The 24414-nt window shown below is 60.4% G+C and carries 21 protein-coding genes; 1 reads left to right on the top strand and 20 read right to left on the bottom strand.

All coding sequences use genetic code 11. The features are described 5' to 3' along the window. Positions 1-21: 21 nt before the first annotated feature. Positions 22-492, top strand: coding sequence for a hypothetical protein (locus ACR0BF_RS17915; RefSeq protein WP_480494056.1), 471 nt, complete (start codon positions 22-24; stop codon positions 490-492). Here the strand turns inward: ACR0BF_RS17915 and ACR0BF_RS17910 are convergent. The 20 genes from ACR0BF_RS17910 to ACR0BF_RS17815 form a co-directional block, all read right to left on the bottom strand. Continuing rightward, positions 483-1553 carry a polyprenyl synthetase family protein gene (locus ACR0BF_RS17910; RefSeq protein ID WP_480494057.1) on the bottom strand — a complete coding sequence of 357 codons (1071 nt, stop codon included), beginning with the start codon at positions 1551-1553 and terminating at the stop codon, positions 483-485. The two genes, ACR0BF_RS17915 and ACR0BF_RS17910, sit on opposite strands and share 10 nt — an antisense overlap. A gap of 4 nt (positions 1554-1557) precedes the next feature. Continuing rightward, positions 1558-3681, bottom strand: a complete 2124-nt coding sequence (locus tag ACR0BF_RS17905; RefSeq protein ID WP_480625448.1) for a hydroxysqualene dehydroxylase — start codon at positions 3679-3681, stop codon at positions 1558-1560. Further along, positions 3674-4498 carry a DUF3237 domain-containing protein gene (locus ACR0BF_RS17900; protein WP_480520449.1) on the bottom strand — a complete coding sequence of 275 codons (825 nt, stop codon included), beginning with the start codon at positions 4496-4498 and terminating at the stop codon, positions 3674-3676. The genes ACR0BF_RS17905 and ACR0BF_RS17900 overlap by 8 nt, the downstream gene beginning before the upstream one ends. 14 nt (positions 4499-4512) lie before the next feature. Then, positions 4513-5397: an encapsulin gene (locus ACR0BF_RS17895; protein WP_480477421.1), complete on the bottom strand. Its 885-nt coding sequence runs from the start codon at positions 5395-5397 to the stop codon at positions 4513-4515. 52 nt (positions 5398-5449) lie between these two features. Then, positions 5450-8650: an adenylate/guanylate cyclase domain-containing protein gene (locus ACR0BF_RS17890; protein ID WP_480625447.1), complete on the bottom strand. Its 3201-nt coding sequence runs from the start codon at positions 8648-8650 to the stop codon at positions 5450-5452. 485 nt (positions 8651-9135) lie between these two features. Next, positions 9136-9393, bottom strand: a complete 258-nt coding sequence (locus ACR0BF_RS17885) for a hypothetical protein (RefSeq protein WP_480477417.1) — start codon at positions 9391-9393, stop codon at positions 9136-9138. Positions 9394-9406: 13 nt separating this feature from the next. After that, the gene (locus ACR0BF_RS17880) at positions 9407-10099 is read right to left on the bottom strand and encodes a NapC/NirT family cytochrome c (protein WP_480477415.1); all 693 of its coding nucleotides are present in this window, start codon (positions 10097-10099) and stop codon (positions 9407-9409) included. A 29-nt stretch (positions 10100-10128) separates the two neighbouring features. Further along, positions 10129-10566 carry a nitrate reductase cytochrome c-type subunit gene (locus ACR0BF_RS17875; protein WP_480477413.1) on the bottom strand — a complete coding sequence of 146 codons (438 nt, stop codon included), beginning with the start codon at positions 10564-10566 and terminating at the stop codon, positions 10129-10131. A gap of 12 nt (positions 10567-10578) precedes the next feature. Beyond that, positions 10579-11496 (bottom strand): quinol dehydrogenase ferredoxin subunit NapH, encoded by a 918-nt coding sequence (gene napH, locus ACR0BF_RS17870; RefSeq protein WP_480625446.1) that lies wholly within the window; start codon positions 11494-11496, stop codon positions 10579-10581. After that, entirely contained in the window at positions 11493-12311 is an 819-nt protein-coding gene (napG, locus tag ACR0BF_RS17865) for a ferredoxin-type protein NapG (RefSeq protein ID WP_480625445.1), read from the bottom strand. The genes napH and napG overlap by 4 nt, the downstream gene beginning before the upstream one ends. A 28-nt stretch (positions 12312-12339) precedes the next feature. Further along, positions 12340-14832 carry a nitrate reductase catalytic subunit NapA gene (napA, locus tag ACR0BF_RS17860; RefSeq protein ID WP_480477407.1) on the bottom strand — a complete coding sequence of 831 codons (2493 nt, stop codon included), beginning with the start codon at positions 14830-14832 and terminating at the stop codon, positions 12340-12342. Next, positions 14829-15122, bottom strand: a complete 294-nt coding sequence (locus tag ACR0BF_RS17855; protein ID WP_480477405.1) for a chaperone NapD — start codon at positions 15120-15122, stop codon at positions 14829-14831. The genes napA and ACR0BF_RS17855 overlap by 4 nt, the downstream gene beginning before the upstream one ends. Beyond that, entirely contained in the window at positions 15119-15634 is a 516-nt protein-coding gene (gene napF / locus ACR0BF_RS17850; RefSeq protein ID WP_480494067.1) for a ferredoxin-type protein NapF, read from the bottom strand. Before napF ends, ACR0BF_RS17855 begins: the two co-directional genes overlap by 4 nt. A 148-nt stretch (positions 15635-15782) precedes the next feature. After that, the gene (locus ACR0BF_RS17845; protein ID WP_480625444.1) at positions 15783-16676 is read right to left on the bottom strand and encodes an FAD:protein FMN transferase; all 894 of its coding nucleotides are present in this window, start codon (positions 16674-16676) and stop codon (positions 15783-15785) included. After that, positions 16673-17188 (bottom strand): nitrous oxide reductase accessory protein NosL, encoded by a 516-nt coding sequence (locus ACR0BF_RS17840; RefSeq protein ID WP_480625443.1) that lies wholly within the window; start codon positions 17186-17188, stop codon positions 16673-16675. Before ACR0BF_RS17840 ends, ACR0BF_RS17845 begins: the two co-directional genes overlap by 4 nt. Further along, the gene (locus ACR0BF_RS17835) at positions 17185-18006 is read right to left on the bottom strand and encodes an ABC transporter permease (RefSeq protein WP_480625442.1); all 822 of its coding nucleotides are present in this window, start codon (positions 18004-18006) and stop codon (positions 17185-17187) included. Before ACR0BF_RS17835 ends, ACR0BF_RS17840 begins: the two co-directional genes overlap by 4 nt. Beyond that, complete coding sequence (locus tag ACR0BF_RS17830; protein ID WP_480520473.1) at positions 18003-18896, bottom strand: ABC transporter ATP-binding protein; 894 nt, start codon at positions 18894-18896, stop codon at positions 18003-18005. The genes ACR0BF_RS17835 and ACR0BF_RS17830 overlap by 4 nt, the downstream gene beginning before the upstream one ends. Beyond that, complete coding sequence (locus ACR0BF_RS17825) at positions 18886-20142, bottom strand: nitrous oxide reductase family maturation protein NosD (RefSeq protein ID WP_480477393.1); 1257 nt, start codon at positions 20140-20142, stop codon at positions 18886-18888. Before ACR0BF_RS17825 ends, ACR0BF_RS17830 begins: the two co-directional genes overlap by 11 nt. Positions 20143-20144: 2 nt before the next feature. After that, positions 20145-22052: a TAT-dependent nitrous-oxide reductase gene (nosZ, locus tag ACR0BF_RS17820; protein ID WP_480477391.1), complete on the bottom strand. Its 1908-nt coding sequence runs from the start codon at positions 22050-22052 to the stop codon at positions 20145-20147. Between the two features lie 14 nt (positions 22053-22066). Beyond that, a complete protein-coding gene (locus ACR0BF_RS17815) occupies positions 22067-24244 on the bottom strand; it encodes a 4Fe-4S binding protein (RefSeq protein WP_480625441.1) in 2178 nt (725 codons plus the stop codon). Positions 24245-24414: the final 170 nt, after the last annotated feature.

Raw genomic sequence — 24414 nt, 5'->3', positions numbered from 1 at the left:
GTCACAGGTGCACAGTTGGGTATGCCTTATTTCGAACGAAAACCATACGTTAGCACGCCGCTTCCGGTCAGCCCGATCGCTCCGCAGCCGGACGCGCAACCGATCTCGGATATCGCACGCCGCGTGCTTGGGGCTGAACGGGGCACGAAACAGCCGCTTGAGGGGCCATTTGCGTGCCGCAAAACTTGCCACCCCGGCGGCACCGCGACCATTTTGCTGTCCTTTGACGCACCAAACGGTGGCGGGCCTGTCGCATTACAGTTCGAACCGGGTGACCTGATCAACCGGAACGGCGACACTCTTCCAGCAAACCGGGTTAATGTTGTTCCCCGGCAAATCCAGCTAAACCCCGGCGAGTCAACGGATGTTGCCGTCATTGTAACCGTGCCGGACCTTGCCGATCCCGGCGAATATCACGGCCGGATTGCCTGCACGGGTACAGTGCAAACTTCGATCCTCGTGATGTATGAGGTGGCGAACGCTCAAACCTGACGGGTTACGAGGTAGTCCATGAAATGGCCCAGAAACGCGCGGGGTACTTCTTCGGTGGCCGCAAAAACCTGCGCAAACTCCTGACGGGCCGAGGCCAGCAAGTCATTGGCCGCGTCCTGTGCATATCTGATGCAGCCATAGTGATCCATGCGATCCAGAACCCAGCCCACATCCTGCGTCGAGCGGCTGTCGCGCGGGTTTGACAGCATATCCGACAGGCGTGCTTTTTCGGGCTCGTCCGCCTGCAAGCTAAGCCGCCCCAGCATCAGCGTGCGTTTGCCTTCGTAGATGTCCCCGCCGATCTCTTTGCCATATTTGTCCTGCGAGCCCACGAGGTTCAGAACATCATCCTGTATCTGAAACGCGGCCCCCAGAAAAAACCCAAACGCGTTAAAATCGTCCAGGTTCAACGCGCCAGACGCCACATCATTTGGCCGGGCAATCAGCGCCCCGATGCGCATGGGGTGAATGAAGCTGTACCAGCAGGTCTTTTTCAGACACATCGTCAGATAATCCGATGCGTCCACGTTCAGCCGGTTGTCCCGTATCCAGCCAAGCTCCAGTGCCTGACCTTCAATGGACTGTTGCAACAGATGATCAAACTCGTCCACCACGCGCATGCCGGTTTCAGGGCCAAGCGGCCCAAGGTTCTGGCGCAACAGGCGCAGGGCCAGCGATTGCATCCCGTCACCGGTATTGATGGCCAAAGGGACCCCAAGACGCTTGTGCATACACGCGCGCCCGCGCCTGAAATCGCTTTGATCCTCGATATCGTCATGGATCAGAAACGCGTTGTGCAGCAGTTCAAGAACAGCGGCTGACACCCTCGCGGTCTCGCTGTCACCGCCGAAAGCCTCGCAGGTGGCCAGCAACAGTGCGGGCCGCAACCCCTTGCCCGAGGTTTCAATGTAATCTCGCATCGGCCCGTACAAATAGGCCTGCGGCTCGCCCGTCGGCAACAGCTGCAAAAGCGTCTCACGGGCCCGATCCCCGTAAGAGGTCAGCGTTTTTAGAAAATCCTGCTGTGCCGCAGGATCCAAATGTGCTGTGCCAGTGGCCACAGGGTCATCCCTTCTGGGTGATGATCACACGGGTTTTGGTCTCGTTCCTGCCCGTCTCGGCAAGGTTGGGTCCGGCCGCCGAAAAAGGTGCATCCGTCAGCGGCAAGGCTTTGGACAACACCCCCGACTGGCCGCTGTCCCGGCCCAGATCAAAGGCAACATCCTCTGCAATCTCCTCTCCGGGGATCGGAAGATCAGCCGTCGGCTCGTAGGCCACCATCAGGTCAAGCAGCTCTTTCGGAGGGCAGATCATACGCAACGCGTCCGCAATCGCAGGGTCTTCGGTAATCCCGCCGGGTTTTGAGTATTCCGTAGCCGGTTTCGCAATGACGGCAAGCGGCCCTTCGCCGCCACGCTCAACACCCACTGCATCCTGTCCCATCCTCAGCGCCGCCTCGACCGCAACCGCAAACCGGTTGTCCCAGGGTAGGCCGGCCTGATAGCGGGCAAAATCATAGGCGCGCAGCGGTTTCAGGATATCCGGTTCGTGCAGGTCCCAGATTTGGCAGGGCTCTGCTTTTGATCCGCCGCGTTGCAGGATGGCATTGACCGCCCGACGTGCCGCTTCGTTTGCTCCTTCCATGGTGGCAAGGTCGGTGTAGGTGCGTACATAATCCGACGCCAGCATGAAGTTCGGGATCAACGTGGCCGCCTCAGGGCGCAACCGCCAGCTGTTGATGCGGTTGACCAACAGCGGCTCCACATTGGTTTGGCGCTTGGGGTCGTTGGGATCCTGCACAATATCCGGATCAAGGAACCAGTAATGCATGTCCTCGTCGCGCAGGACGGTCTGGCCATCCACGTTGACGCTGCGCTTGAGCTGTTCCCAAACCTCGTGCGCAATCTCCTCGCGGCTACAATCACGCGCGGTTTTTCCGTTCAGCCCCGGCTTGTCCCATTCCGAGATATCTATTGAAAGCAGGCCCTTGGTCTTGCCTTCTGCCCAGTTTTCAAAGTTGATGGCCGACCAGAACTGCTTTTGTGAAACCGCGGTCAGGGCCCAGGGGCTGTCAATGAAAATGACATGGCCATGGGTCAGTTCAACATCCTTGGTCAGATAGAACTGAATTCCGTTCATCCATTGCACGTCTTCGGCCAGCAGGGGCAGCTTGGCCAGAGACGGGTCGATTGCCGTCATCGCAGGGGTGATCAGCGGCGCGATCCGTTCGATCGGCATCGCACTGATGAACCAATCCCCGGTGACCTGCTTTTCTTCGCCATCCTGTTCAACCGTCGCGCTGACGATGCGGCCATCCTGGCAGTCGATGCCCGTGACCTTTGAGTTGAACTTGTACACGACCCCCTTGCTTTTGAGGTAATCCAGCCACGGCTGTATCCACACAAGGTTTGTTGGGCCGTTCAACAACCGGTTGCCATGCGGCTCGGGCGTCGCGATACCCAGCTGAAGCTGAACGGCAATGTCGCCCACGGTCTTTGTACTGGCAGTTGTCGCCTTGGCGGCCACCAGCGAACGGGTCAGGCCAATCGCCAGAAACTTCTGATACGCTTCCGAGCGCTGCTCGGCACCGATGAAATCCCACCACCCGATGCGTTCATATTCATCGAACCGGCGCTCCTTGCAGGATGTCGCGATGCGCCACATGCAGGCGATGAAATGTTCGACATCCTCATAGGCGATCTGGTCCCGGGGCGAGAGCGTGAATGCAACCGTCTTGAGCGCGTCGGCCACGTCTTTCAGCGTGCGGGGAAACCGTTCGGGAACGATGATTCCTGGGTCGTCGAACTGGCTGACCAGAACCTGAGTGGTGGATACCAGATTATCGTAACAGGTGCCTTTGCCGTAATAGGGCGTGCGCGCCATCGTATCGGTGATATGGCGGTAGAAATTCGGAAAGAACCGGAACCCATGCTCGCCGGGCAGCCAGGGGCGTTTCACGCCTGGGGGATAACTGGCGCCGTCCATCTCGGCCCATTGTTCAAGCGCCTTGATGTGTTTCGCCTTAGACCCGTGATCGCCTTCGCCCTTCATCACGGGGATGCTGCGTGCCTTACCGCCGGGGATCAGCTGGCGCTCGTGAATCTCGACCTCGTACCCGCGCTCGATCAGCTCATGCGCGGCGCTCATTCCGGCCACGCCACCGCCCAGTATGACAACCTTTTCAGCCATCGGATGTTCCTTTCGCGGAATAGACGTCAAAGCGCAGGGTGATATCGGACAGGCTGGCTTCGCCGATGCCGAACCCCTGCAACCTGTTCATCCAGGCATAATTCGGGTTTGACGTCAGGTATCGCGGTGCCAGCCGGACCGGGGCCGAGGCGGGCAGATTGCCCTTCGCCAGCCCGGCATACCCATCCGGCCCAAAGTCACACACGCCGGTATCTTCAAACAGGATCGGCGCGCCCCCTTCAACCGGTTGAATAAGCGCTCGGGCGTGCAAAAGTCCCACACCGTCGGACCGCACGCGCATCCAATCGCCCCCCAGCGGATCGATCGTCCCCTTCAGATGAGGCCCATCAACCGTTCCGCCGTTTTTGATCCCGAAATGCAGCCAGATACCGTCGGGCGTTTCACCCGAAGGATAGAACTCGTCGTTGAACGGCACCACAAACCTGCCCACATGTTCCAGCGCGGGCACTTGCGTGATTGCCTTTGCCGGGCGTGGCGGCGCAGGTTCGGGGGCCTTTCCGCGGCCGGGATCATATTCGCGACCACCGGTCGTCAGCACCGGTCGCCAGGTCAATGTCTTTTCCTGGGTCACAGATGGCAGCATGGCTGCAAACTGCTGAAACCCGGTCTTGGGGTCGCATTGCAAGGGCCAGCCGCGAATGGCGCGCTCGGGGCCGCCATCTTCGGAACAGATCACGCGCACCACGTCATGCGAAGACACGGCGGGTCCGGCTTCGATCAGCACCCGATTAAGCCCATTTTCGTTGATCAGCTCGGACCAACGCAATGTCACGCCCCGGTCTGTAAACTCCCCCATGACCAGATCTCCGGTCAGCACGTGATGGTGCAGATCGCCTGTGCTTCCTTGATCCTCAGATGGAATTTCTGCTGAACGCGGAAGATATGTTCGCCGTCAGACGAGGTTTGCAGATACTTCACCGCGATATCCGAAGGCACGACAATCTCGACCGGCGCACCTTGCAGCGATACAAGTGCAGCCTTGTTTGCGGGAAGGGTGCCCGATCGCAGCAGCGGGCCGTCAAGGAACGGAAGAATACTGTCACGCGGCAGCACCATCGAGTTCTCAATCGGCGTGGTCACGGCCTGAAACAATCCATTGCCCATCACGCAGGCGAAAGGCCCAAGGTATCCGTGCGCTTCCAGTTTATTGATGCCCGCAACCACGGCCTCGAAAACCTCGGGGCCGGAACAGGGCTTTTTCTTCCCGTTGATCGATATGGACTGACCTTCGCCAGCCTCCAGCAGCCCCGGATATTTGCCGCCTCCACTGACGGTATAGATCGGCGGCAGATCGGCAGGTGCGCCACCGGCATGTCTGGGGGCTTCGCCGGTGCCCGGCTGGCCGTTGAAAATGATGTCATCCTCAACCTTGGCCACGACGGCGGCGGCCCGGCGGAACATGATCATGGCCGCGGCCAGTTCCGGATCAGCCACCTGCGCGCCTTTCAGGTAGACGTTGACGGAAACCGTCGTCAGCCGCAGGGTGTCATAATCATTTACTTCCAGACGTTTGGCCGCGCCTGACGCGTTGTCAATCAGACCCAGCTTGTTCAGGGGAACAGATTGCGTGTCCGCTGGCAGCGGCCCATAAAGCGGCAGGAAGCTCGCAGCCACCCGCGCGCGCAGCGCCTCATCATGGACGGCCTTGTTAACGGCATTCCACTGTTCGGTGTTCCAATCCAATGCATCGGTCATTGTAAATCCCTCTTGGTGATGCTGCCCTGTTTGGCCGGGCAGTCCGTCTCGTTCATTCGGCTTTCGTCAAACTGTCCAGTAGTGCCCCGGCGCGTTGTTCCTGAACAACGGCACCACATTCGCGGGCAAGCGCCAATCCTTGTTTACCCTCGGCAATCGCGCTGTCCCGATCACCCTTGGCAGCAAAGGCTTTGGCCCGCACGCGGTGATATTCCGGTTTGTTCAGCGTTTCTCCTCGTTCCCAACCAGGGGTACACACGGTTTCAAGCCGGTCCAGGGCCTGATCAATATCCCCGTGATCGATCATCAACTCAGACAGAACAATCTGATTCTGCGGAAAAGTAAAGTTTCCACCAGACTTTGAGATCAGGTTCATGCACGCTTCGATATGGGCCGGAACGCCCTCGATGTCGCCTTTTCCCGCCTGCGCAAGACCCATGTAGATATCCTGCATGGCGTGAAGATACAGGAACCCTTCCTCGTCGGCGATCTTGCGGGCTTCCTTCATGGTCACGTCCAGCCGGTCCCATTCGCCTGCGTAGGGCAGGAACATGCTGCACGCGCCCATGATGTAGACAAGGTTGGGTGCGTGGTTCAGTGCCCGGCTGACGTCGATGGCTTTCAAGCGCGCGGCCTCCGCCTCATCGAACTTGCCCTGCTGCCACAGAAGGCACCCCTGAATGGCCAGCAATGACGCCGTGGTCGAGGACTGGGTCATCGGCATCATGGCCATGTCCAGCTCGGGCGTGATCAGGGCAAAGGCACGGTCAAGCTGCTGCTCGCAATCCGCAAATTCCCCACGGAAGTAATGCGTAAAGCTCAGCGCGCGGGCTGCCAGCGCGTTGGGAACAGTGTCGCCGCTCATACCGGCCATCGCGTCCAGGGCCTGTCCCATCTCCATTGCGCGGTTCATCTGGCCCGCGACAAAGAAATTGGTCCAGCGGCAGAAGGTGGCCGCAAAAAGGGTTTCGCCATCGCCCAATGCATGGGCAAGCTCCATCGCGCGGGCGGCTGTCTCTCCGACCTGATCGGAGGACCATCCATAAATCGCCATGTAAGCCGGCAGGATATTCATCTGCACCCGAAGCTCGAACCCGTCACGCTCGGCATTGGCGGGCATCGTTCCGATATTGCGCAGGGCCGCGCGAAAGGCCGAGATCGCAGGCAGGTTCGCCAACCGCGACAGGGCTTGTTCGCCTGCCGTAAACCAGTTGGACACCGCCTCATCCTTCAACCCGCCATGGTCGCAGTGATGCGCCACGGTATCGGGGGCGGGGCTTCCGAATGCGTTATGTCCGGCCAGCAAGGCCCGTGCGATTTTGAGGTGAACCTTCTGCCGGTCTTCGCGCAGCAGCGAGTTATAGGCCGTATCCTGAACCAGCGCGTGGTTGAACGTATAGGTGGCCGTTCCGGCTTCGCCCGTGATCAGCACAACGCCAGCCGCCATAAGCTGCATCAGCGCGCTTTCCACATCCATGTCTTCCTGCGCCACCGCCTGGATCATCGCCGAGGTGAAACTGCGCCCGATAACAGACCCAAGCTGTGCAATGGGCTTTGCGTTTTCCATCCGGTCAAGACGCGACATCAACGAATCCTGAAGGGTTGCGGGGATACTCAGGGCATCCAGAACCTCGGCGTTGATCGGCGCATCTTGCGGCAGCTGGTCCAGAACCGCCTTTGTCATCTCTTCGATGTAAAGCGGCACGCCATCGGCTTTCTCGACAATCTGCCTGATCAGGATGACCGGCAAACTGTACGGCTCAGCCACGCGCCGGACCAGTTCCGAGGCTTCACTGCTGGCCAAAGGCGTCAGATCGATGCGCGCCGCGCGGCCTTCGTAATGCTCTGGCGGCTCATATTCAGGGCGATGCGACAGGACCACCAGTATCGGGAACCCGTCCAGTCCTGATGCCAGCGCCTCCAGCACGTCCAGCGTGGTTGCGTCAGCCCAGTGAACATCTTCCACCACCAGCAGCAAGGTGCCGCGCCTGTCGCACAGGCTGCCAATGCTGCGCAACAACACGTCCAGCGACTTGCGGGCCTTCTTCAGGGGGTCCGGATCCGGCGCTGCGCCCGTTTCGACCCCGGCCATATCCAGAAGAACAGGCAAATCCGCGTCGCTCAGACGAGAGGCGGCCTGAACAAAGTCGGAAATCGCGCCTCGGATGCTATCATCGGACTTGTCTCCTGAAACCCGCCTCAACTCTCCCACGATCGGATGAAGCGGAAGGCTGGCCAGATGCGGAATACACTGCAACGTAAAGGGTTTGACGCCAATTGTTTCAGACAGGGACTTGATCAGCCGCGACTTGCCAATGCCTGCGGCGCCGCCGACAAACGCGAACCTGCCGGACCCCGCCTGTGCATCTTTCCAAAGCTGCGTTAGGACTGAAAGATCGTCGCCCCGGGCGACAAGATCAACAGCTGACTGTCCGACACGCGCATCGAACCGGCTGGTCGCGACGCTTTCGGAAATGGCGCGATAGACAGTGCGCTGATTGTCAAATCCTTTCAGGTTGTGGCTGCCACGGGGCTCGAATTCGAATGCGCCTTGTGTCAACCGCCACGTCTCTGCGGAAACGACCACCTCGCCCGGCTCGGCCAGACCTTGCAGGCGGGATGCGAGGTTCGCGGTTTCACCGACCAGAAAGTCCTGCGACCCAAGACTTGTTGACGAGACCACCCCCACAACGACCATACCGGTGGCAATTCCCGCCCGCAGATCCAGTTTTTCGCCAAACCTGTTTTCAAGGTTTTGTACGGCTTCAATGGTCTCCAGCACGGCGCGAACGGCGCGTTCGGCATCGTCCTCCATGGCTTTTGGATATCCGAAATAGACCATGATCCCGTCACCCTGCCTGTAGGCCAGGTGACAGCCATGCTGTTTCAGGGTGCCGATCGCCGTATCCAGATACAGGTTCATGATCTGCATCAGGTCTTCCGGGTCATACCGCTGGGCCAGCTGCGTGGACCCCACTAGATCGCAGAAAACCAGCGTAAGCTGTCGCCGCTCGGCTTCGGACCTAAGCTCCTGCCGGGTCGATGCCTCCTCAGATTTCAGACGGGCCTGCGCCTTGCGAAACCGCTTTCTTTCGCCAACCGTCAGCCCCAGATCGCGCAGTTCGGGATCTGTCAACTCGTCCAGAATATCATCATCCACGCCTTCCTGCCGAAACAGGGTGGCATGGTTTTCCAGATCAGCCAGTCGAAGAACTTTTGAGATACGCGGCGATGCCTCAAGGACCCCCGTCATCGTTCTGCGCCCCCGCCCATTTTCCTTCTCCCCTTACTCCCCTCAAAACATATTGTATTTGTATAAGCAAAAATAGAGAGGAATTTACGTTCAATCCACATGACGCAGGGACACCATTGTTAACTTGTTATCTGCTGTGACAGATGTAGGGTTGAAATTCCACTCCACTTTGAGTTTTTCGTGTCAAATCATTGGCTTTCAGTTTCATATTGATTTTTCACGCGCAAAACTGGGCCCGGCATGCTGCCTTGCCGCGTGTAATGGGGAAGGGTGTTTTCCCATAGGCGCTAGGGCCTCGTGCGCTTTTATCGAAGTTGTGGAAATGCGAAAATCAGACCCTGCCGATTTTCGACACTGCCGCGCGCCTTAACCGCTTCCCCTACGTCAATAGTCGCGTCGCGTGCGACACAAGCATCCGCTTTGGCGCTGGAAAGTTTACCTGACAGGATACCGGTTCCACCAAATGGGCAGAACCGGTGTCTTCTTCAGACGGTTGCGCCTTTCAGGCGGATGGCAGTGCCAAGGCTGCCCGCGCAAAGCCCGACCAGAATCGAGATGCCCAGTTCCACCGCTTCCACATGAGCAAACTGAAAGCCCGCAAAAACCAGCGTTTCCAGCATGCCGACAACGGCCCCCAGTGCCGCGCCCAACCACAGCTTGCGGGTCATCATTCCAAGCGCCAGCCCTAGTATGCCGGGCAGGCCCAGGACATTGGCGCCGATTGTTCCAAGTAAGTCTAGCATGTCCGTCCCCACATCAATTCGAGCTGTTGTTCAGAAACGCGCGAATGTCGTCGCCAGAGGCGGATGCATGTTCTTGCAGAACCTCGCCCTCCACGGCCTCGCTTATTTTCTGGTACTGTTCCAGATAGTTTGCGGGCAGATTATGCGCGATGCCCTGATGGCAGTCGATACATGTCATGCCGGTGTCAATGGCGCGCTGGTGTTCCGACGCGGCCCGTGTTTCCTGAATGGTAAAGTCCATGTAGTCAAAGTTGTGACAGTTTCGGCATTCACGGCTGTCCGATTCCTTCATCTTCTTCCACACGGCCGAAGCCATGCTCAGGCGATGCGCCTCGTATTGCTCGGGTGTGCTGATGGTTCCGGCCAGCTCATGATAGACGTCTTTGACGGCCATGATCTTGGCTTTGATCTTGTGGCTCCATTCATCCGGCACGTGGCAGTCGGAACAGATCGCACGAACGCCGGAATGGTTGTTGTAATGGACCGTTTCGCGATATTCGCCCAGGTTCGTTTCCATCGTGTGGCACGAAGTACAGAATTCTTCGGTATTCGTCAGCTCAAGGGTCCAGTGAAATCCACCCCAGAACAGGATACCGGCCAGAAATCCGGCCAGGACCAGAAAGCCTGAACTGAACAACACCGTCGGCGTCCAGATCGCGTTCCAGAGGCGACCAAGCAAGCCGCGGTTTTCAGGGGAGTCGGCCATGTCGGTGCTCCTTTCAGTCTTGCGTTGGATCAATTGCCGGCGGAGGGCTGGAACACGTTGTCGACCAGCGGCGGGGCGTCGGCCTGCGGTACGTGGCACTGGTTGCAGAAATACCGCGTTCCGGCGATCCGATCCAGTTCGCGGCCTTCGCGGTCCAGATAATGGGTCATCGACAGCGTCGGTGCGTTGCGGTCACCGGCTTTGGTCCAGTCATGGCAGGACAGGCACTGATTGGTACGGATGTCGATCTGGTACTGTTCGACCGAATGCGGGATCAATGGCGGTTGCTGCCGGTAATTGCGCTGCTGCCGCCCTTCAACATTGCGGTGGATCTGGTCCAGCGGCACCGGCTCATCCACGTCCGCACCACGCAGGGATTCAACCTGAGCAGATTGCGCGACGGCCCAACCGCTCAGCAATAATACGGGTAGAAGGGCAATTCCGCCTGTAACGATCGATTTTTTCATCTTGGCACTCCCCTAGATAGGTCTGGCGGCGCGCGGCTCGGGCGCGGCAACTGGATCGAAAGGTTGGACGACGTGGTCGTCGAACCGGTGAGTAAAGGTAAAGACGTCGACCGCGCAGACATCGATGCAGCGGCCACAATTCGTGCAGTCGGGTGACAGGATCAGCGGGGTACTTCCCGGTTTGCCCTTCAGCGCTGGCGAGATCACCTGATTTTCCGGGCAGATCGCGTAACAATCCATGCAGTCATCGCAGGCGGCGCGGTTTGTGGCGCTGATCCGCAGCAGGCTTTTTGTTCCGATCAGGCCATAGAACGCGCCCACCGGGCACAGGTGCCCGCACCATCCGTGGCGCGAGACGAAGACGTCAAAGACAAAGATGGCGGCGATCAAGGCCCAGACAAAGCCCATTCCAAAGACCAGCCCGCGATGCAGCATGGTGATCGGGTTGATCAGTTCCCACGCGATCATGCCGCTCAGACCCGAAACAAGCAGGACGGTTGCCAGAATCCACAGGCGCGTGCCGCGCTTTGGTTGCCAGCCCTTCGGCAGGTCCAGCTTGCGATGCAGCCAGTTGGCCGCATCCGTCACCGGATTGATCGGGCAGACCCAGGAACAATAGACCCGCCCGCCGATCAGCGCGTAGATCACCAGAACGATCGCCCCGCCGATCAGTGCCGTCACCTCGGGCCAGTGGCCTGCAACCATGCTCTGCAACAGGATGAACGGATCGGTCAAAGGCAGCACGCCCAGCGTCAGCGACCCGGCCAGCGTGCCCTGAACGATCCAGATGCCGAACCATGGGCCCAGCAGAAACAGAACCAGAAAGAACAGCTGGCTTGCACGGCGCAGCAGCAGATAGCGATGCGCGCCGATCCAGCCCTTGCTGGCGATGGCCTCGTGACCTGTGGGCATATCTGTGCGGACGCTCATTGTCCCACCCCCGGCAGATCATATCCCGGCGCAAAGCCGCCGGGCGTGACCAGATTGTCCGTGCCCGGTCCGGGCAAACGGTCCGGCAGATCGATGATCCCCTCGACCACCGGCGCGCCTTTCGCGGCCTTTTCTTCCCAACCCTTGCGGTAATGCTCTGCCGAACTGCCCCGCGCCAGCCGGGCAGGCAGCACCTTGATGGCGGCCTCGGGCAGAACACAGCTTTTCTCGCACATGCCGCAACCGGTGCAGCGGTCGGCGTGGACGGTCGGGATGAACATCGCGTGATGGCCCGACCGCGTGTTGTGCGTGGTGTCCAGCGTGATCGCCTCGTCGATGACGGGGCAGACGCGGTAACAGACATCGCAGCGCAACCCGAGGAAGTTCAGGCAGTTCTCCTGATCGACCAGAACCGCGACCCCCATCTTCGCATCGTCGATATTGTCCAACGCGGGATCCAGTGCCCCGGTCGGACATGCGGCGACACATGGGATGTCGTCGCACATCTCGCAGGGAAAATCCCGAGCGGTGAAAAAGGGTGTTCCCGTCGCCACCGCGTCCGAGCCCAACTCGGCCAGTTTCAGGGTATCGTATGGGCAATCCCGCACGCATAATCCGCAGCGGATGCAGGCCGACAGAAACTCCTTTTCCGGCAGCGCGCCGGGCGGGCGCAAAGCCTCGGCTGGCAGGGCGCGGGCGTCGCGGGCAAGATAGGCCAGCACCGTCCCGGCGACCACGCAGCCGCCCGCCGCCCGCGCCGAATCCTGCAGGAACCGGCGCCGCTGCGGCGAAAGGGGTTTGTCGGCAAAAGACATGAGGATTTACCCGTACGATCCTTGTTGCCTATGCGCGCTCGACCTTGCAGGCGCATTTCTTGAAGTCGGTCTCTTTCGACAGCGGGCAGGTCGCGTCCAGCGTCAGCTTGTTGGTCAGCTGGCCTTCATCAAACCACGGCATGAACACCAGACCGCGCGGCACCTTGTTGCGCCCACGGGTCTCAACCCGGCTGGTGACCTCGCCTCGACGGGTGGACAGAACAATCTCCTGACCCCGGCGCAGATCCCGATCCTTGGCGTCCTGCGGATGCATGTAAACCACAGCCGCCGGGTAGGCGCGGTGCAGCTCTGGCACACGGCGTGTCATCGACCCCGAATGCCAGTGTTCCAGCACACGACCGGTGCACAGCCACAGATCATATTCGGCATCCGGTTCCTCGGCCGCAGGTTCGTAAGGCGCAAAGATGATGCTCGCCTTGCCATCCTTCTTGCCATAGAACTTCACGCCCGCACCTTCGGGCACATAAGGGTCATAGCCTTCGCGGAAACGATACAGCGTTTCCTTGCCATCCACGACCGGCCAGCGCAGGCCACGGGCTTGGTGATAGGTTTCAAACGGAGCCAGATCGTGCGCGTGGCCGCGCCCGAAGTTGGCATATTCCTCGAACAGACCCTTCTGAACGTAGAACCCGAAATGCTCGGATTCGTCGTTGTCAAAGCCCTCGGCCGTTTCCGACAGCGGGAACTTGTCGACGCTGCCATTGGCGAACAGAACCTCGTACATGGTCTTGCCGCGATGCTCTGGCATGGTGGCCAGCAACTCTTCGCCCCAAACCTCTTCGACTGTAAAGCGTTTCGAGAATTCCATCACCTGCCACATGTCCGACTTGGCCTCGCCGGGTGCCTTGACCTGCTGCCGCCAGAACTGGGTACGGCGTTCCGCGTTGCCATAGGCACCTTCCTTCTCGACCCACATGGCGGTAGGCAGGATCAGGTCGGCGGACACGGCCGTGACGGTCGGGTAGGGGTCTGATACGGTGATGAAGTTTTCGGGGTTGCGATACCCGGGATAGCCTTCTTCGTTGATGTTCGGTGCGGCCTGCATGTTGTTGTTGCACTGCACCCAATAGGCGTTCAGGTCGCCATCCTTCAGCTTGCGGTGCTGCAGCACGGCGTGAAAGCCGGGCTTGGCCGGAATGGTACCCGCAGGCACGTTCCAGGCGGTTTCACAAATCTTGCGGTGCTCGTCATTCATGACAACCATGTCGGCGGGCAGACGGTGGGCAAAGGTGCCAACCTCACGCGCGGTTCCGCAGGCCGACGGCTGACCGGTCAGCGAGAAGGGCGAGTTTCCGGGCTCGGAAATCTTGCCCACCAGCAGGTGCACGTTGTACATCAACGAGTTCACCCACGACCCGCGGGTATGCTGGTTGAACCCCATGGTCCACAGGCTCATGACCTTGCGGTTCGGGTCGGCATATTGCTGGGCCAGACGCTCCAGCTTGTCCGCCGGAACACCGGACAGTTCTGAAGTGTATTCCAGCGTGTATTCCGATACCGCCTCGGCATATTCCTCAAAGCTGATCGGTTCCATCTTGCCGACATTGGGGTTCGCGGCCTCTTGTTGCAGCGGATGATTGTCGCGCAGGCCATAACCGATATCGGTGGCTGTTTTGGTGATATTGACGTGGTTCTTGACGAACTCTTCGTTCACCGCGCCATTCTGGATGATGTAATTGGCGATATAGTTCAGGATCGCCAGATCGGTCTGCGGGTTGAACACCATGCCATTGTCGGCCAGCTCGAACGAGCGGTGCTCGAAGGTCGACAGAACATGCACTTCGCATCCCGGCTTGGTCAGGCGCGTATCGGTCAGACGCGACCACAGGATCGGGTGCATCTCGGCCATGTTCGACCCCCACAGAACAAACGTATCCGCGTGCTCAAGGTCGTCATAGCAGCCCATAGGCTCGTCGATGCCGAAGGTGCGGATAAAGCCGACCACGGCCGACGCCATGCAGTGACGCGCGTTGGGGTCGATGTTGTTCGACCGGAACCCGGCCTTCATCATCTTGGCCGCCGCATAACCTTCCCAGACGGTCCACTGACCGGAACCGAACATGCCCACGCTGGTCGGGCCTTTCTTGGCCAGCGCCTCTTTCCACTTGGCAGCCATGACGTCAAAGGCTTCGTCCCAGCTGACCGGTTCAAACTCGCCATTCTTGTCATATTCGCCGTTGGTTTTGCGCAAAAGCGGCGTGGTCAGGCGGTCCTTGCCATACATAATCTTGGACAGGAAATAGCCCTTGATACAGTTCAGACCCCGGTTGACCGGCGCATCCGGGTCGCCCTGCGTTGCGACTACGCGGCCATCCTTGGTGCCCACCAGAACCGAACAGCCCGTACCGCAGAACCGGCAGGCGGCCTTGTCCCAGCGGATATCAGGCGCGGCGGCCTGAGCGCTGGCCGAACCAGCGGCCAGTGGGATGCCGGCAGCCGAGGCCGTGGCAGCCGCTGCGGACGCTTTCAGGAATGTACGACGGGATTCAGAGATGGTCATTGCATGGGCCTCCTGCTGGACGGTTGGCTTGGAGCATCAGGACGCGGAGCAGCCTCCGCGGGATCTTCGAAATGGTGATAGGTCAGCGACAATGAGATCACGCCGGGGATCTGGTGCAGATCCATGATGGTTTCCGAGGCCAGCCGGTCGGCTGTATCCTCGACAACCACGACGAACCGGCCATCCTCGGCCTCCGCATGAAGCTCGACGCCATCGGTGCCGGTTATCGCCGCGCGCGCGGCGTCGGTGTGATCGGGGGCGATGTGGACAAGACAGCCACAGATATTCATTGGGTCACCTCCGGGTGCAAAGGGGCGGGGCGGTGCATCGTGATGGCCCCGGCAGGGCACGCGGCAGAACATGTGCCGCATCCGATACAGGTTTCGGTTTCAAGCGCCGGTTCAGCCCGCCCGCCCAGTTGCAGGCGAAAGCGGATGGCTTCCTGTTCGCAAGTGTCCTGGCACAGGCGGCAGCTCACCCCGTTCATCGACAGACAGCTTGCGGCCTCGATCCGTGCGCGCCACGGCCACTCGGCCACACGCTCGGGCAACAGCGCCGGGGTCGGGCAAACCTCGGCACATGCACCGCATAAGGTGCAGCCGCCTGCGGAAAGATCCAGAACCGGAAAGCCGCTGTCGTCGAATGTGATGATGTCTTCCGGGCAGGCCCCGGCGCAGTCTTCACAGCCTGTGCACAGATCGGCAAAGCCTGTCACGCCCGCGCCCGGCGGTCGAATCGCATCAGGATCCTCCCGTAGGATACGTGCGCTCAGAAAAGCGCGTCTGCTGGTCAACTGGCTCATGGCTGGCGACTCGAGTGTGGATAGATTGGTTCGCGTCCTTACTTCCTAACTGCGCGAAGCAGCGCACGAATTGACCTATATCATGTTTTTCGCGAATATCATGTTCTTGGTGAATTTTCCTGACCCACCTGAGATTTGCGACCATGCGTCATACATTCAGCTCGACACGGGCCCTGGGAAAATGACTTAAGATTTCAGCGACTTGGCTTTCGGGCGCCGCGCATATCGCAGTAGACAGCCCATCTGCGATCACCGCGTCAGGGGCAGAAACCGAAACCGTTCTGTCCCGGTTTGCAGGCCCGTCCGGGGTGATGATGTGGCCCAAACCCTGTCCCAGCTGCGTCCCCAGCGACGATGATGTCGCGACCGCGCGGTCACGGAGCGCGACCCGTTTCAGAACCCGCTGGTCCGGCGCGGCCAACCCGGCTTTCCAAGGAGTGCCGTCGCTTCGTGCACCCAAGGCGGCAACCTCTCCCATATCGACCAGAACATCACGCAAGCCAAGGCCACGCAGCAGCGCAGCGATCCGATCCGTGATCGCTCCTTGGGCGATACCGTTCAGCGTCAGGGCCGACTGACCCGGCACCGGCAGTCGCACCGACGCGGCATCGAAAGACACCCGTTCCCAGCCCACAGCAGCGCGGGCGGCAGCCAGATCTTCGGGGCCAGCGCCTGTTGCCAAAGCATACCACAGGGGCTGAATGCTGGGGTCGAATGCGCCGCCGGATGCCTGATGCAGCGCACTGCTCAGGCTCAGCACATTCAACAGCTCAGGCGCGGGTTCGGTCAAAACACCGTCGCGGTTCAGGCGGCTCAGCTGTGACTGCGGACGGTACAGGCTGAAGATATCCTCCAGCCGGGTCACCTCACCCTCGACGGCGGCAATGATTGGTGCGGCCTCGGCATCTGTCAGCCCGACCAGCCGCAGGCTGGCGGCAGCCCCAAGGGCGGTGCCGCGCCAGTGCGTGTCAAAGGCCATGGCCGGGGAGGCCGCACAGGCGGCCGAAATGATTAGAAATCGGCGACGGGACAGGGCGGTCATACGGGGGTCTCCAACTTCAGATCAAGATCGACCGGGCCAAGCACTTCGGCATCAGGAATGTCGGGCAGGCGCATCGCGGTCCCGCCATAGGTATCCGCGAAAACCTGGGCATCGGCAGGATCGGCAAAAGGCACCACTTCGCGCGCGCCCATGCCGCCGGCCACATCGGCACCAACCACAAAAGTCGCACCATCCGCAGCGATCCAGTTCGAAATCCCCGGCTGCCGCCAGCTTGGCGCAACGCCCATATCGCTGACATAGATGGCCGTGATATCCGCATCGCGCTCGGGGCTTTTCAGATAGGCCACCATGTCCCGCACCTGTGCAAAGAAAAGCGGGGCCGGATAGCCTTCCAGATGAACCTGCCCCTTGGGGCCGCCATGCTCGGCGACATTCATCTGGCAGAAGTAGCTCAGCGCATCGGGTGTCAGATCGACCGGGTCGGGGGCCTCGGCCAGCTCTTCTTTGCAGGCCGCCAGTGCGAGCAATGCGATCAGGGCAAGACGTCTCATGGCTCAACCCTCCGGAAAGCCAGCCGGGCGAGGGCAAAGCCCAGCACCGGCCAGATCATCAGCGACGCGGGCGCGGCCCAGACCGGCAGGGCCTGTGCGGCCCCGGTCATGCCCGAAGCCATGGCCACGCCTTCCGTCGCGGCGATGTTCCACAAACGGAAAGCGTCGGCCGGGTTGGCCACCATCACCCATGGAAAGACGGATTGGGTGAAGGCGCCGCCCTTGTCCATGACGACAGCCCCCAACAGGCCCAGATCATAAAGGACGACAAATACCAGCCAAAGCCCGGCCGACAGACCCGCCGCCGCCGTGGCGCCCCTCGCCAAAGCGGACAGCAGGTATCCAAGCGCCAGAAACACGGCGCCCAGCAGGATCGAGGTCAGGACAAGTCGCACCAGCGCCATCAGGCTTTCCGGCCCCGCACCACCAAAGTACGCGGCTACCGCACCTGCGGTGCCAAAACCGACGGTCATGGCAAAGGCCAGCGCGGCCAGATGGGCGCAGAACTTGCCCAACAGGATTTCCCCGCGCCCGGCCGGATAGGACAGCAGCAGCGACAGGCTGCCCCGGTCCACATCGCCCGCGATGGCATCGAAGGAAATCATCAGCGCCAGCAAAGGCGCAAGATAGACCGACAACGTGGTCATCGACGCGACCGATACGGTCAGCATATCGACACCCAATGTGCCGGTGGGCGCACTGCCCGCAAAGGTCAGCGCCAAGGCGAACAGCACCATGATCAGCGTGGCAACCAACAGCCAGCGGTTGCGGCGCAGGATCAGCATTTCAGTTCGGGTGATGGCAAGGAAGCGGGTCATGTCCTCTCCTCCTGTGCATAGTGGCGATAAAGGTCCTCCAGCTTGGGCGGTGTCATTTCCACATCCGCCACCGCATCGCCCAACCCGGCGATCCGGCGCAGGGCCTCCATCTTGTCTTCGGGTGTGCAGAGCAGCTCAACGGACGCGCCGTTGATCCGGTTGCCGCCCAGTTCGGCGGCCAGGGCATCCGCATTGGCGCTGGCACGCACCTTCAGCCGGATCGGCAGCCCGGCCAGCGCCGAGAGATTGTTCAGCGTGTCATCGGCGACCATCCGACCCTTGCGCATGATGGCGATCCGGTCGGTGCGCGCCTCAACCTCGGTCAAAGCATGGCTGGCAATCAGCACGGCGGTACCCTGCGCGGCCAATTCATCAATGATGGCATAAAGGTCCTGCCGCGAGATCGGGTCCAGGCCGGATGTCGGCTCGTCTAGCAGCGCCACTTTCGGCTGTCCCAGCAGCACCTGCGCCAGCCCCAGACGTTGCCGCATCCCCTTGGAATAGGCCCCGATCCGGCGGTCCAATGCGTCGCTCAGACCAACGCGCTCCAACAGGCCGGGCACATCGGCTTTTGACCCGGACAGTTTTGTAAACAGCGTCAGCTGCTCGCGCCCCGTCAACGCTGGGTGAAACGAGACCGCCTCGGGCAGATACGCCGTATCCCGTCGAGCCTGCGCGCTGCCAGGGGTGGCGTCCCCGATCCGAATGGCCCCGTCCCGAATGGGCGTCAGGCCAAGGATGGACTTGATCAGGGTCGACTTTCCCGCGCCGTTATGGCCCAGCAGCGCCACGCGCTGACCGGGGGCAAGGGATAGGGTGATATCGTCAAGAACGCAGGTTTTCCCCCGGTTCTTGCTGACATGGTCAATTGACAGGGCCTTATCCGTCATGAGGCACCTTTTTCATAGCTGGGGGTTCAGGGGCTTGCATCAATGGGTTGCTGTCCATCACACCCCCCGGCAACAGTGCCGGGAAGGCTGATTGCGACCAGCGTACCAGCTGCACGGCAGGCGAGCCGAGCAGCAATTTGGCTGCGGGTTGGGTCCACAGCACATGGTCCATACTGTCATTGGGTCGATAGGGGACATCGGCGATGCCGTTGCCATCCACATCATAGGCGGCAAAATCGGACCAGTAGTTGCCGCGCCCGTCTTCGGACCACTCGACCCACTTGGTCGAGACATATTTCACCTGCGTCCGGTTGCCGATGAATGAATTGCCGACGATGCGGTTGCGTTCACTGCCAGCGGTAAAATGGATGCCGATGCCGCATCCCTCAAACCAGTTGTCGGTGAATTCGTTCTTGTTCGAGTTATAGAGGAAGGTGCATTTTTCCTTGGCACCTTTCACCACATTGCCGGTGATGACGCTCTTGTTGGCGTAATTCAGCATCACGCCATGTTCGCGGTCCCCGATCGAGACATTGTTGGCGACCCGCACATTGGTCGTGAACATCACCGCATAGCCCAGATCGTTGCCGATCGAGACATTGTCGCTGACGACCGAGTCGTCGGCATACATGTAGTGAACGGCAAACCGCAGATCGCGGAATAGGTTGCCGGTAAAGGTGTTCTTCTTGGACGAGTTCACAAAGATCCCGTCGCGGCCATAGCGGATGTCATTGCCTTCAACCACTGCACCCGGCGCGTTCCAGACATAGACACCATTGCCACGCGCGTTCATGTGGCGATCCTGTCGCCCTTCAATCCGGTTGCGTCGTACGATGCTGTCCTTCGCACCGTGTATGTCGATGCCGTAAAGATTGCCCAGCAGCACGTTATCCTCGACCACCGGCGCGCGCGCCGTCTTGGTCAGCTGGATGCCGCTGTCGATCCCGTCATGATCCGAGCCTGATCCGATCACCGTAAGCCCGCGCAGGGTCACGCCCGGCCCGGTCACTGTGATCACGCTGCCTTGGCCTTGTCCGTCGATGGTGGCCTGTCCCAGCCCGTCGAGGGTCACGGGCCGGTCCAGAACCAACTGCTCGACGTAATCGCCGGGGCTCAGGCGAAGGGTGTCCCCATCCGCCGCCTGCGCCAGTATCTCGTTGATGGCCCCCGCCCGGTTGGGCACATCCCAGTCCGCCGCCCAAAGGGGCGAGCCGAGCAGGAGCGGTATGAGCAGGGGCCAACGCATGTTTATGCGCTCCGCGGCTCAACAAACATCCGGCCGCGCATCTCCATGTGCAGCGCGTGGCAGAACCACTGGCAATAGAACCAGTGCACGCCCGGACGGTCAGCAATGAACGTGACCGAGGCCGTGGCCTGCGGTGCAACTTCCATCGCGATACCGAAGTTCGACAGGCAGAAGCCGTGGGTCACATCGTCCACATCATCCAGGTTGGTGACATAAACGGTCACTTCGTCACCCTGTTTGACGGTGAACTTCTCCATGCTGAACACGGGCGCGGTCGAGGTCATGTAGACCCGCACCTTGTTGCCGTCCCGGATCGGTTCCTCGGCACCTTCGTCCAGATCGACGCCGTCAGCGGCAGCCTGCGCGCGCGCCTCTTCCCACATTGGGTCGTTGCGGTCCCAGACATTCACCGGGTTCACCTTGGACCGGTGAACAATGATCGAGTCATGCGGCTCGGCAAAGGTCGGACCGTCATGGACCACCTTCATCTTGTCGCCGGAAATATCGATCAGCTGCTCATTTTCGGGCTTCAGCGGGCCTACGTTCAGGAAGCGGTCTTTCGAAAACTTGTTCATCGAAATCAGCCACTTGCCATCTGCTTCGGCAGTTTCACCCATCGAGGTCGAGTTGTGGCCCGGCTGGTAATGCACGTCGACCTTGTCGATGATCGGGTCAACATCAGCACCCGCATAGGCCTCGATCGCCTTGGCGATGTCCCACTTCACCACCTGGCTGTCCAGGAACAGGGTGGTATAGGCGTTGCCCTTGCCGTCGAACGCCGTGTGAAGCGGGCCAAGACCCAGCTGCGGCTCGGCGACAACAGCGGAACGCGGATCGGCGTTTTCGCTGAACAGCGCATCGACCTTTTCCACATCGATTACGGACACGGTCGGCGACAGCTTGCCGTTGATCATGATGTGTTTCTTGTCAGGCGCAGCGTTCACACCGTGTGGCGAGTTCGGGATCGGGATGTACCGGGTCAGGTTTCCACCCGCCTCTTTACGCCCGTCCACGACCTTGACGCCGTTCAGTTCCTGATAGTTCCCGGCCGCTACGGCCTCTTCGATACCTTTGAGGTTGAACACGACCACATGGTCCAGCTCGTTCTCGGTCATCTCGGCCAGGTTCATACCCATTTCCGAGTTATACGAGGTCGAGAAGGCGTATTTGCCCTGATAGTCGCAGTCGGTGTTATCGAGGTTACCCGACACCATCACCTGCCATGCAACTTCCATGGTGTCGCCGTCGATGGCAGTAAAGATGTTCACATATTGTGACGGATCATCAAGGATCTGGCCGTCATTGACCAGCGGGGCCTCGTGCTCACCATTGGCAAAGACATAGCCGGTGCGCGGGAATTTCTGCGGACGCAGGCCGTGGATGTCATGCGCGTTCGGGATCTCGATGATCTTGTCGCATTTCATCACGTCACAGCGCACACGGGCCACGCGGGTGTTGGCCTTGTCGTTCATGAACAGATAACGGCCATCATAGGTGCCGTCGGTGAACGACATATGCGGGTGGTGCAGGTCGCCGTTGTCATAGGTGACCTTGCCGTTTGCAGCCAGGAACTCCTTGGTTTCAGGCAGCAGGCCCTCGGTCAGAACCTTCAGCGACTCGTTGGTCTGGCCCCAGCCCGTGGCCGAGCAGCGGTTGAACACCGGCACCCGCATCAGCTCGCGCATGGACGGCACGCCTAGAATGCGCAGTTCGCCGGTCTGGCCCGACGACCAGAAGCCGTAATATTCGTCCAGCTCGCCCGGCTCCAGATGCTGCTTGGCGGCAGCGCTGGCCTCTTTCGCGGTCATCAGGGTCGATCCCAGACCGGTCCCGGCGATGACGGCACCGGTGGCAGTGGCCCCCAGCATACCGCGGCGCGTGATGTTCAGTTTGTTTTCTTGGTCCGACATGGTCGTTCCTCCTTTTAGGAAACGGTTTTCGGTTTGGCGTTTGGATGGTTCGCCGGTGGTTGCCCGAGGGGGGTCTTAGGTGTGACCGACCCGGTCTTGGCCCGCCGTTTCAGTTGGCGGATAACGACGGGACATTTGTCCTCGGACTGATAGAGCACCTGACAATGCAGGCAGGTGACGCACTCGTTCGGATTGATCTCACCGGTGGGGTGGATCGCCTGAACGGGGCATTCATTGGCGCAGGTCTGACAGGGCGTGCCACAATCGTTGTAGCGGCGCAGCCAGTCGAACATGCGGATACGGGCAGGGATCGCCAGCGCTCCGCCCAGCGGGCAAAGATAGCGGCAATAGAACCGTTCGATGAACAGCCCGATCCCCAGCAGGACCAGCGCAAAGACCACAAACGGCCAGTCGCGCATGAATTTCAGAATGATCGCGGTCTTGAACGGCTCGATCTCGGCATATTGCTCGGCCAGCGGGATCGACACGAAACTCAGACCAAAAAGACCCAAAAAGATCATGTATTTCGCAGGCCAGAGCCGCTCGTTCAGACCCCAGGGCAAAGTCCATTGCGGCACTTTAAACGCCCGTGCGATCTTATTGGTCAGCTCCTGAAGCGCGCCAAACGGGCACAGCCAGCCGCAATAGGCTCCGCGACCCCAGAACAACAGGGCGGCGGCCACGGCAAACCACTGGATAAAGACCAGCGGATCCAGCAGGAACGCGTCCCACGAGAACCCCGTGCGTAAACTGCCCGCCAGCGCCATCAGGTTCACCACGCTCAGCTGCGCGTTGGCATACCAGCCGATGAAGAACAGGGTCATCGTCAGGTACCCGATGCGGAACCAGTAAAAGACGCGCGCATTCATCGTGGCGTGGAACTGGAAGAAGAACGTCGCCGTCAACACCAGCAGCATGACACCAAGCCCGGCGATCTCGACGGTGCGATCCTTCCAGATACGCTGCCACAGGGCGGCCTTGGCGGCCGCTTCGCCCGTTGCATCATCCACGACCGATGGCGCGGTGACGGGCAACAGGTACTGTTCAGGCAGTTTGTATCCCAGATCGAAGGTCAGAAAGGTCTTTTCAACCGCCCCGACGGCACGCTGCACCAGCAATTGCAGGCGGAACGGCTCGGCCGGGTCAAACTCGGCATCAGCCGGGATCTTGAAGATATCCAGTTCGGTAAAGCTGGGGGCATCTGGCGCGGCAACCTCACCCAGACGGCGCTGCTGCTTGTCAAAGAACCGCACCGAGCTGTCGCCCTGGATCAGCTGAATCCGGTCAAATATCCCACCCCGGACATAGCCCGATCCCTTGAAGCTATAGGCCCCCCGGCCCAGAACCAGAATGGCCTGTTCGCCTTCGTTCAGCCAGTTGGTCAGGTTCCGGTATTCGGCCTCACCCAGCAGTGACTTGCCGATCGACGGGACCGAAACCAGCGCCATATGCATGTCGATGAAGGTGTCATCCGGCTCGCCCGGTTCGGGTCGCTTGATCGCGCGCTGATCCCCTGTGGCTTCAAAGGCGGCATTGACCTGCCCGACATCCAGCGTCATCCGCCGGACCGAGCCGTCTCCCGACAATGTGGTCCAGTCGTAAATGGCATCCTGCGCCATATCGACTTCGCGTTGCGGACCTCCAGCTTGTACCGGAGACAATCCACCCAGCCCCAGCGCGCGGGCCACTTTGATCCCGCCGCGCACAAGGCTGTCATCGATCACCATGATCGTCACGGTCGCGCCCGAGATAATGTCGAGATCATGCCCCTCACCCCCGGTCTCGGCCTCTCGTTTCAGGTCAAGGCCCGCATAGCCTTCGGTCAGTTCGACCATGCGGGAATTGGGAATGCCGATCAGCACGATGGGTTCGGAATGCTTGACCAGCTGAACGCCGGTCAGAACAGCGTCCGCATCAATGGCGGCAACCACGTGAATGGGTTTGCCGGAATAGCCGGTCGTGCCGACAAAGTCCGAAGTCAGAAAGGCCCATGCGATCGTCTCGCCACCCCGAAGGACCGGGGCAACCTTAACGTCGCTACGTGCCGGGCCAAACGCGTCGGCACCCGGGGCCAGGTCAGCCGGATCAATGTCGGGAAGAAAGCTGGCAAGACTGTCGGCGCGTGCACTGATTGCAACACTGCAGGACAGAACGAGGGCCAGAAGGAAATGGATTGCGCGACTTACGACCACGGCGCACCTCCGATCAATTGGGTAGACGCCATGGACGCGCGCGGGGCGCGTTCAGATTCTTCTCGGGTCGCAAACGGGGGTCCCCGGGTTTCGGGCCACAGGTGTTTGGGGCTGTACAAAATGCACTGCTCCCCATGTTCAATGCGTACATTTTGAACATTTCCGACGCT

The sequence above is a fragment of the Ruegeria sp. AG7 genome (genome assembly GCF_056541545.1).
The sequence above is the reverse complement of the archived record's forward strand: the minus strand, read 5'-3'. Positions and strand labels throughout refer to the sequence as shown.